This window comes from Brevundimonas intermedia, from assembly GCF_027922165.1.
GTDB classification, from domain to species: Bacteria; Pseudomonadota; Alphaproteobacteria; order Caulobacterales; family Caulobacteraceae; genus Brevundimonas; species Brevundimonas intermedia.
Genome location: NZ_BSFD01000011.1, coordinates 757,072 through 766,619, shown reverse-complemented (window position 1 = coordinate 766,619; position 9,548 = coordinate 757,072). Strand labels below are relative to the sequence as shown.

The following is a 9,548-nucleotide window of genomic DNA, read 5'->3' as shown; positions in this document are numbered from 1 at the left end:
GGGCCTTTTCCGTTTGGGCTGCGGACCGCCTACCAGATGCGGGCGCGGGCCTCGGGGGCGATGTAAGCCTTCTGATCGGGCGATACGCCGAAGGCGGCGTACCAGGCGTCGATGTTGCGCGGCGAGGTGGCGGCGCGGACCGAACCGGGCGAATGCGGGTCGGTGGTCAGCTGTTCTTTCAGCGCCGCCTCGCGCGACTTCTCACGCCAAACCTGGGCCCAGCCCAGGAAGACGCGCTGGTCGCCGGACAGGCCGTCGATCACCGGCGCCGGCTGGCCGTTCAGCGATTTGTGGTAGGCGTCCAGCGCCAGCAGCAGGCCGCCCAGATCGGCGATGTTCTCGCCCATGGTCAGGTCGCCGTTGACGTGGACGCCGGGGATGGGTTCCAGCGCGTTGTAGATGTCGCCCAGAACCTTAGCGCGCGCCTCGAACCGGGCGGCGTCTTCCGGCGTCCACCAGTCGCGCAGCACGCCGTCGCCGTCGGACTTGCGGCCCTGGTCGTCAAAGCCGTGGGTGATCTCATGGCCGATGACCGCGCCGATGCCGCCGTAGTTGACGGCCGGGTCCGCATTCGGATCGAAGAAGGGCGCCTGAAGGATGGCGGCCGGGAAGACGATCTCGTTGCGCGGCGGGTTGTAATAGGCGTTCACCGTCTGGGGCGTCATGCCCCATTCCAGCGGATCGACCGGCTTGCCGATCTTGCCGCGCTGATACGCCCACTCGAAGGCGCTGGAGCGTTCGACATTGCCGTACAGGTCGTCGGCGGTCAGCTCGAGCCCGTCATAGGCGCGCCACTTGTCGGGATAGCCGATCTTCACCCCGAACTTGGACATCTTGTAGAGGGCCTGTTCGCGGGTCGGCTCGCTCATCCAGTCCAGGCTTTTCAGCCGTTCGGTCATGGCCGCGCGGATGTTGCCGACCAGGGTCTCCATCTGGGCCTTGGACGAGGCGGGGAAGTGCAGGCGGACATATTCCTGGGCCAGGACCTCGCCCAGCTGGCCGTCGACCAGAGCCACGCCCCGATTCCAGCGCGGACGGTTCTCGGGTTGGCCGCGCAGGGTTTTGCCGCGGAATTCGAAGCGGGCGTCGACGAAGGCCTTGGACAGATAGGGGCTGGCCTGATCGACGATTTGGGTGGCTTCCCACGCCTTTAGGGTCTCGATCGGGGTGTCGGCGAAGACCTGGGCGATGCCCGGGATGGCCGTATTCTCCATCAGCACCAGGGTCTCGAGGTTTCCAACCTGAGCGCCGTCGAGGAAGGCCGTCCAGTCGAAGCCGGGGGCGAAGGTCGCCAGGTCGGCGACCTTGGTGGGGTTGTAGAGCTTGTCGATCTGGCGACGCTCGACCGTGGTCCAATGTTTCTCGGCGACCTTGGTCTCGAAGGCGATGATGTCGGCGGCGGTCTGGGCCGGATCGGTCCAGCCGATCGCGGTCAGGGTCTGGGTCAGATAGGCCAGATAGGCTTCGCGCTGGGCGGCGAAGTCCGGCTTCAGATAATAGTCTCGGTCGGGCAGGCCGAGGCCGCCCTGGGCCAGATAGGCCGAGTTGATGTCGGGCTTTTGCAGGTCCTCGAACACGGCGACGCCGAACAGCGAACCGCCGAAGCCCGAATGGCTCTGGCCCATCAGGCGGGCCATGGCGGCGTGGTCGGTGACGGCCTTCACGGCGGCGAGGTCTGCGGCCATGGGCTGGGCGCCCAGCTGTTCGACGCGGGCCTCATCCATGAAGCTGGCGTAGAGGGCGCCGACCTTGCGGGCGTTCTCGTTGGTCGGGTTAGCGGCGCTGGTCTCGATGATCGCCTTCAGCTGCGCCTGGGCGTTTTCATAGAGGACGTCGAACGGACCGAACCGGGCCTTGTCGGCGGGGATCTCGGTGGTGCTGAGGTAGGTCCCGTTGGCGTATTCGTTGAAGTCGTCGCCCGGCTTCACCGCTGTGTTGCGGCCGGCGAGGTCGAAGCCCCAGGCGCCGAAGCCGGGTGCGGCATGGGCTCCGTGCGAATGGTCCTGGGCCGAGGCGCCGCCGGTCAGGGCGACGACGATACAGGCCGAGCAGGCGGCCATCAGGCGAATACGTGGCATGAAGGATAAGGTCCCGATTTTGATCGGCGGCACCTTTGCGCCGGTGCGGCGCGGTGTCGCATGAAGTTTTCGTAATCTGATCGTCTGCACCCCGCTCATCCTCGCGAAAGCGGGGGCCCAGTTCTGTTGTGGGGTAGGATGTCGGGGGTCGAGGTCCGGGCGAAGAGGATGGTATTGAGCGCCCAAAGCGCTGGGTCCCCGCTTTCGCGGAGATGAGCGGAATGGAGGGCAGGGTTCAGCCCCGTTCCAGACCCCTGCAGAACGCACCCAGTATCTGCGGATAAAGCCGATGCTCCGCCGTCTTGACCCGTTCGGCCAGGCTGGCGGGCGTGTCGCCATCGACGATCGGCACGCGGGCCTGGCCCAGGATCGGGCCTTCATCGACGCCTTCGGTGACCAGGTGAACGGTGCAGCCGGCCTCGGCGTCGCCGGCGGCGATGGCGCGGGCGTGGGTGTCGAGGCCGGGATACAGCGGCAGCAGGCTGGGGTGGATGTTCAGCATCCGGCCGCGCCAGCCGCCGACCAGCCAGGGCGTCAGGACGCGCATGTATCCGGCCAGGGCGATGACTTCGACGCCGGCGGCGCGCAGAGCCTCGTCCACGACGCGCTCGTGCGCCTCGCGGTCCTTGCCGAAGGGCTTGTGCGGAACGGCGACCGTTTCGACGCCCTTGGCCGCGGCGATGGCCAGGCCGCCCGCGCCTTCGACGTTCGAAACGACCAGGGCGACTTCATAGCCGCTGTCGGCGCCCTGACCGGCGTCGATCAGGGCCGCCATGTTGGAGCCGGCCCCGGAGATCAGGACGGCGACGCGCGTCTTCACGAGATCAGGCCGCTTCCAGCTGTCCGCAGACGAAGGCGACTTCGCCCGCGTTGAGCAGGGCGGCCAGAACCGGCTCGGCGTTCTCCGGCGCGACGATCAGCATGAAGCCGACGCCGCAATTGAAGGTGCGGCGCATCTCGTGGTCGCTGATGCCGCCGGTTTCGGCCAGCCACTGGAAGACCTGGGGCATGGGCCAGCTGTCCCAGTCGAACGAAGCCTTCAGACCCTCGGCGATGCAGCGGGGCGGGTTTTCGATCAGGCCGCCGCCTGTGATGTGGGCCGCGCCCTTGACCAGGCCGGCCTTCATCAGGGGCAGGACCGGCTTCACATAGATGCGGGTCGGCTCCATCAGGGCCTGGGCCAGCGAGCGGTCCTTGGCGAAGGGGGCGTCGTCGCCCCAGGCCAGGCCGGACTTCTCGACAACCTTGCGCACCAGCGAATAGCCGTTCGAGTGCGGGCCGGTGGAGGCCAGGCCGATGATGATGTCGCCGGCCGCCTGACGATCCAGATAGGGGAGGGCGTGGCCGCGCTCGACCGCGCCCAGGCTGAAGCCGGCGAGATCATAGTCGCCGTCGGTGTACATGCCCGGCATTTCTGCGGTTTCGCCGCCCACCAGAGCGCAGCCGGCCTGGCGACAGCCCTCGGCGATGCCGGCGACGACGCGGCGGGCGGCGTCGATCTCAAGCCGGCCCGTGGCGTAATAGTCGAGGAACAGTAGAGGCTCGGCGCCCTGGGCCAGTAGATCGTTGACGCACATGGCGACCAGGTCGATCCCGACGCCGTCATGACGGCCGGTTTCGATAGCGATCTTCAGCTTGGTGCCGACGCCGTCGGTGGTGGTGACGATCAGCGGATCCTCGAACCCGGCGGCCTTCAGGTCGAACAGGGCGCCGAATCCGCCCAGCGAGGGCTCTGAACCGGGGCGCGCCGTGGACTTGGCCAGGGGCTTGATGTGTTCGACCAGCATCTCGCCTGCGTCGATGTCCACGCCCGCATCGGCGTAGGTCAGGCCGTTTTCGAGAGGCTTTTGGGTGTCGCTCATGGTGTTCGGGCCTGGAATCGGGGCGGAAATGCAGCGCGGCTCTTGCCACAGGTGGGTTGCGGGGGGCTATAGCATCGGAATGACGCCGATCACCACCAATGAGGCGCTGGCCGATTTTTGCGCCCGCCTCGCCACCGCCCCGTTTATTACGGTCGACACCGAGTTCATGCGGGAAACGACCTACTGGCCCAGGCTGTGCCTGATCCAGGCCGCGTCCGCCGATCACGCCGGGATCATCGATCCTATGGCCGACGGCCTGGACCTGGAGCCCTTCCTGGACCTGTTGCGCGATCCCAACATCATCAAGGTGTTCCACGCCTGTCGACAGGACGTCGAAATCTTCGTGCGTTTGGGCGCCATGCCCAAGCCGATGTTCGACACCCAGGTCGCCGCCATGGCGGCCGGATTCGGGGAACAGGTCGCCTATGATTCTCTCGTGCGGCAGATGCTGCGCGTCGAACTGGACAAGGGCAGCCGCTTCACCGACTGGGCGCGACGCCCGCTGTCGGACAGCCAGCTGGTCTATGCCCTGGGCGACGTGACCCATCTGGCGGCCCTCTATCCGAAGCTGCGCGATCGGCTGAAGAAGGAGGGACGGCTGGACTGGGTAATGTCGGAGATGGAGAGCCAGGTCGATCCGGCCCTGTACGACACCAATCCCGAAAACGCCTGGAAGCGGCTGAAGCCCAAGAAGTTCTCGGCCAAATATCTGGCCGCCTTCAAGGCTGTGGCCGTCTGGCGCGAGCGTGCGGCGCAGGAGCGCGACCAGCCGCGCGGCCGCATTCTGAAGGACGAGGGCATCGACGAGGTCGCGCAACAGACTCCGACCGACCCCGAGGCCTTCAACCGACTGCGCTCGGTGCCCAAGGGTTTCGGCGGGTCCCGCCTGGGCCTGGAACTGGCCGAGGAACTGAAGCGCGTCCTGGCCGATCCCGAATCACACGCCCCTGACATGGAGCGTCCGGCGCACCGTCAGCCCGCGCCGCCGTCGGTGGTCGAACTGCTGAAGGTGCTTCTGAAGGCCAAGAGCGACAACGCCGGCGTCGCGTCCAAGCTGATCGCCACCGTGGCCGATCTGGAAAAGATCGCCGTCGCCGACGACGCCGATGTGGATGCGCTGAAGGGCTGGCGGCGTCAGATCTTCGGCGAGGATGCGCTGAAGCTGAAGCGGGGCGAGATCGCCCTGGTGCTGAGCGGCGCGCGCGTCGAGGTCGTCGAGATCGAGGGCTAGCCGCCCGCCGGCGGCTCCCACAGTTCGATAGGATTGCCCTCGGGGTCGTGGATGCGGGCGAAGCGACCGACCTCGGGGCTGGCGTCCCAGTCGTCCTTGGTTACGACCTCTACGCCTGCGGCTTTCAGGGACGTGAGCAGGGCGTCCAAGCCTTCGACGCGCAGGTTCAGCATCCAGCGCTTGTCTTCGGCGAAATAGTCGGTCGTCTCCTTGAACGGCGAGAAGACGGTCGGCCCCGCCTGCTGATCCCACAGGAATTGGCCCTCGGGCGCGCCGACGCCCAGGTGTTTCAGATACCAGGCCGAAAGCGCCTGCGGGTCCTGGGCGCGGAAGAAGAAGCCGCCGATTCCGGTCACGGGCATGAGTGTTCCTCTCGTTCGACGAAAGGCTGAACCTTGTTCGGCCAGCTGTCTAGATCGACAGGCCCAGTCCCATCGCCTCGGCCAACGCCTTGGCGCGCTTCTTCGTCTGTTCGCCCAGCAGCAGGTCGGCGTAGCCGTCCGTGGCCGTCAGGTTGAGGTCGGCGCCCTTCACCGTCGCCGTAGCATTGGCCAGGAGCTGGGATGACCGGCCCGATAGGTCGCAGGCCAGGCGGATGGCCAGGCCCAGGGCGCGAGCACGTTTGGCGGCGTCCTCGTTCAACAGGCGGGTGATGATGTCCGGTTGAGGCGTGGCCGCGCCGCCGCCGTAGCGGGCGTTCATGACGGCGGCCAGGAAGGCGCGTTCCGCATGGCTGACGCCGGCGACCGGCGCGCGCAGCACCTGGTCGAAGGCCAGCTCCAGCCGGTGGTCGGGATGCAGCCGGGCGCCCAGGTCGGAAAGACGGCAGGCGGCGGCGGTCAGGATGGAGTCCCGGGGCTCCCCGAAAGCCTTGGGCAGTGCGGCGAGGATGTCGGACATCCAGCCCTTCAGAGCGCCGGGCAGGGCCGCGTCGATCCCCTGTCGCCCGCCCAGAGCAGCGCATCCCGCCAGCAGGGGGTCGGCGGCGCGAGTCTCTTCGTCCAAGGTGTCGAACAGCAAGCCCTCGCGCACGCCCCAGGCGGACATCTCGATCCCTTTCAGGTTCAGATGCTTGATCAGGCCTTCCAGCACCAGGCCGGCGTAGGGCAGGGTCTCGGCGCGCTTCTTGGACACGCCGGGCAGTTTCGCCAGTCCGGCCGCCGACTGGTGCGCGACCAGCCGCGCGGTCTCCAGCGCCTCTTCAGCCGTCATCTGGTACTGGTGGACGACCTTCAGCGGATAGGATTTCAGCGCCATATGGACCTGGGCCAGGGTGCGCCACGCGCCGCCGACGGCGTAGAGCCGGTCGGTCTGGAACTGGGCCGCAATCGGTTTCAGCCTCTGATCGATCCGAGCCCTGATGCGATCGGCGTCGAAGCCCTTGCCCTCGGCCAAGGCGAAGGGGCCCAGCGGCAGGGTCAGGCCGTGCTCGACCCCGTCTCCGTTCAGGCGCGTCAGCTCCAGGCTGGCGCCGCCCATGTCGGCCGAGACGCCGTGGGCGTCGGGCGCGCCGGCCAGGACGCCCATGGCGGCGTATTTCGCCTCTTCCTCGCCCGAGAGGACGCGGATTTGCAGGCCGGTTTCCGCCGCGACGCGCTGGCAGAACTCCGGCCCGTCTTCGGCCTCGCGCACGGCGGCGGTGGCGGCGATCAGGGTGGCGTCAGGCCGCACGCCCTCCAGAACGGCGGCGAAGCGACGCAGCGCCGTCATGGCCAAGACCACGCCTTCGGCGGACAGTTTGCCGGTCGTCGGGAGGTCGCGGCCGAGGCCGGCCAGGACCTTTTCATTGAACACGGTCCAGATCGCCCGGCCCTCCAGCCGGTAGAGCACCAAACGGACCGAGTTGGAGCCGATGTCGATGGCCGCGACATCGCGGCCGATAAGCGCCAGATCGGCCATCAGCGGCCGGGACGTTCATAACGCAGGGCTTCGGGCAGGGTCTTCACCTTGCGACCGCGGCCCGACAGGCTGGGATTGGTCATGAAGTATTTATGAGCCGAGAACGGCCGTTCGGGATCGGCGGCCTGGACCCGCGTATAGCGCCCTTCGGCGTCCAGCACCCAGCTTTGTGCGTCATCCTTCAGATTGGCGACCATGATCTGGTCCAAGACCTGGTCGTGGACCGTGGCGTTGCGGATCGGGGTCATCAGCTCGACCCGGCGATCCAGGTTGCGCGTCATCCAGTCGGCCGAGGAGATGAAGACCTTGGCCTTGTCGTGCGGCAGATCCTTGCCGTTGGCGAAACAGACGATGCGGCTATGCTCAAGGAAGCGGCCCACGATCGACTTGACGCGGATGTTCTCGGACAGGCCCGGAACACCGGGGCGCAGGCAACAGATGCCGCGCACCACCAGGTCGATCCGTACGCCCCACTGGCTGGCGCGGTACAGGGCGTCGATAATCTGGGGGTCCACCAGCGAGTTCAGCTTGACCCAGATGGCGGCCGGCTTGCCCATGGCGGCGGCCGACATCTCCTTGCCGATCAGTTCGATCAGGGTGGATTTCATGTTCAGCGGCGAGACCACCAGGGCTTCAAGCTCGTCCGGGGTGGCGTAGCCGGTGATGTAGTTGAACACCCGGCTGGCGTCGCGGCCAAGGACGGGGTCGCACGAGAACAGCGACAGGTCCGTGTAAATCTTGGCCGTCACCGGGTGATAGTTGCCGGTGCCGAAATGGCAGTAGGTGCGCAGAGCGTCGCCCTCGCGGCGCACCACGACGCTCAGCTTGGCGTGGGTCTTGTATTCAACGAAGCCGAAGACGACGTGGACCCCGGCCCGTTCCATGGCGCGGGCCCAGCGCAGATTGGCCTCCTCGTCGAACCGGGCCTTCAACTCGACCAGGGCGGTGACGTTCTTGCCGTTTTCGGCCGCCTCGATCAGGGCGGCGACGATGGGGCTGTCCTTGGAGGTGCGATACAGGGTCTGTTTGATGGCGATGACGTTCGGATCCCGCGCTGCCTGACGCAGGAACTGCACCACCACGTCGAAGCTCTCGAACGGGTGGTGGATCAGCAGATCCTTCTCGCGGATGGCGGCGAAGACGTCGCCGCCATTGTCGCGGACGCGTTCGGGATAGCGCGGCTCATAGCCCTTGAACTTCAGGTCCGGATGGCCGCCGGGTATCAGGTCCGACAGTTGGGCCAGGCCCAGCATGCCGTCGACCAGCACCACGTCCTGGGGCGCCGCCTCCAGTTCGCCCACGATGAAGTCGCGCAGATCGGCGGGCATTGAGGCCTCGATCTTGACGCGCACCACCGAGCCCAGACGACGCTGCTTCAGAGCTTCTTCGAACTCGAGCACCAGGTCTTCTGCCTCTTCCTCGATCTCGATATCGCTGTCGCGGATCAGGCGAAGCAGGCCCTTCTCCAGAACCTCGCAGCCGGGGAACAGGTGGTCGATGAACAGCAGCAGCACGTTTTCCAGCGTGATGAACCGCTTGCGACCCGGCGCCGAACGGCCGTCGGTCGGCAGTTCCCAGAAGCGCCGCACCTGTGTCGGCACCGGCACAAGGGCGTAGAAGGTCTTGGTCTCGCCCTTGCGCTTCAGCTTCAGAGCCAGCGAGAAACCCAGATTGGGTAGGAAGGGGAAGGGGTGGGCCGGGTCGATGGCCAGGGGGGTCAGGACGGCGAACAGCTGGTTCAGGAACTCGGGCTCCAGCCGGTCCTTCTCGGTCTTGGTCAGACGGTTTCGATCGACCACCTCGATGCCTGCGGTGGCCAATTCCTTCTTCAACTGGCGCCAGCGTATCTGTTGCTCGGCCATCAGTTCGCCGGCTGAGATATTGATCCGCTCAAGCTGTTCGGCGGGGGTCAAACCGTCGGCCGACAGGACCCGGACACGTTCGCGCAATTGGCCCTTAAGTCCCGCCACGCGGGTCATAAAGAACTCATCGAGGTTATTGGCCGAGATGGAAACGAACCGGAGCCGCTCGAGCAGGGGATGGTTCGGATTGGCCGCTTCTTCCAGCACGCGCTCGTTGAAAGCCAGCCAGGAAATCTCTCGATTGAAGAACCGAGTGGGCGAGGCCATCAGCTCCTCATTCAGCGCCAATTGAGGGGCGCGGGAGGCGGGGACTTCTTCACCCCGTGTGGCGTCGTGGATCGCGGCGTCGGTCATGACCCGGTTCTCGCGCGCCACTGTGACGGCCGCAAGCGGGGCACTGACATTTTCATCAACTGCCCTTCGCATATGCGAAGGGGCTTCTCGCACTTGCGAAGTTGTGGTTAAGATTCAGGCTCCCGTAGGTAGATCGACGTGGAGGCCTTAGTGGCGTTTTTGTTCATAGCCTTGGTCGTCGGAACGGCGGCTCTCGTGATTGGCTGGGACATGTTGGGACAGCCGACTCCGAAGCGGATTTACCGCAGATTGAAGCGTCGCC

General features: G+C 66.4%; 7 protein-coding genes. 1 reads left to right on the top strand and 6 read right to left on the bottom strand.

Features of this window, described 5'->3' with window-relative positions; all coding sequences use genetic code 11:
* Positions 1-29: 29 nt before the first annotated feature.
* The 3 genes from PKE72_RS17115 to purM form a co-directional block, all read right to left on the bottom strand.
* The gene (locus tag PKE72_RS17115) at positions 30-2,078 is read right to left on the bottom strand and encodes a M13 family metallopeptidase (protein WP_271166562.1); all 2,049 of its coding nucleotides are present in this window, start codon (positions 2,076-2,078) and stop codon (positions 30-32) included.
* A 235-nt stretch (positions 2,079-2,313) separates the two neighbouring features.
* A complete protein-coding gene (purN, locus tag PKE72_RS17110; protein ID WP_271166561.1) occupies positions 2,314-2,898 on the bottom strand; it encodes a phosphoribosylglycinamide formyltransferase in 585 nt (194 codons plus the stop codon).
* Positions 2,899-2,902: 4 nt separating this feature from the next.
* A complete protein-coding gene (gene purM, locus PKE72_RS17105; protein ID WP_271166560.1) occupies positions 2,903-3,940 on the bottom strand; it encodes a phosphoribosylformylglycinamidine cyclo-ligase in 1,038 nt (345 codons plus the stop codon).
* Positions 3,941-4,019: 79 nt separating this feature from the next.
* Between purM and rnd the strand changes: the two genes are divergently transcribed.
* Positions 4,020-5,171 carry a ribonuclease D gene (gene rnd / locus PKE72_RS17100; RefSeq protein WP_271166559.1) on the top strand — a complete coding sequence of 384 codons (1,152 nt, stop codon included), beginning with the start codon at positions 4,020-4,022 and terminating at the stop codon, positions 5,169-5,171.
* Here the strand turns inward: rnd and PKE72_RS17095 are convergent.
* Genes PKE72_RS17095 through PKE72_RS17085 form a run of 3 tightly spaced genes read right to left on the bottom strand, consistent with a single transcriptional unit; the run spans position 5,168 to position 9,286 of the window.
* Entirely contained in the window at positions 5,168-5,533 is a 366-nt protein-coding gene (locus PKE72_RS17095; protein ID WP_271166558.1) for a VOC family protein, read from the bottom strand. The genes rnd and PKE72_RS17095 overlap by 4 nt on opposite strands.
* A 49-nt stretch (positions 5,534-5,582) precedes the next feature.
* Entirely contained in the window at positions 5,583-7,070 is a 1,488-nt protein-coding gene (locus PKE72_RS17090; protein ID WP_271166557.1) for a Ppx/GppA phosphatase family protein, read from the bottom strand.
* Positions 7,070-9,286, bottom strand: coding sequence for an RNA degradosome polyphosphate kinase (locus PKE72_RS17085; RefSeq protein WP_271166556.1), 2,217 nt, complete (start codon positions 9,284-9,286; stop codon positions 7,070-7,072). Before PKE72_RS17085 ends, PKE72_RS17090 begins: the two co-directional genes overlap by 1 nt.
* Positions 9,287-9,548 lie beyond the last annotated feature (262 nt).

Excerpts from the sequence above, each read along its gene's own strand:
- PKE72_RS17095 (WP_271166558.1), bottom strand. The coding sequence starts at position 5,533 with ATGCCCGTGACCGGAATCGGCGGCTTCTTCTTCCGCGCCCAGGACCCG.
- PKE72_RS17115 (WP_271166562.1), bottom strand. The coding sequence starts at position 2,078 with ATGCCACGTATTCGCCTGATGGCCGCCTGCTCGGCCTGTATCGTCGTC.
- rnd (WP_271166559.1), top strand. The coding sequence starts at position 4,020 with ATGACGCCGATCACCACCAATGAGGCGCTGGCCGATTTTTGCGCCCGC.
- purM (WP_271166560.1), bottom strand. The coding sequence starts at position 3,940 with ATGAGCGACACCCAAAAGCCTCTCGAAAACGGCCTGACCTACGCCGAT.
- PKE72_RS17085 (WP_271166556.1), bottom strand. The coding sequence starts at position 9,286 with ATGACCGACGCCGCGATCCACGACGCCACACGGGGTGAAGAAGTCCCC.
- PKE72_RS17090 (WP_271166557.1), bottom strand. The coding sequence starts at position 7,070 with ATGGCCGATCTGGCGCTTATCGGCCGCGATGTCGCGGCCATCGACATC.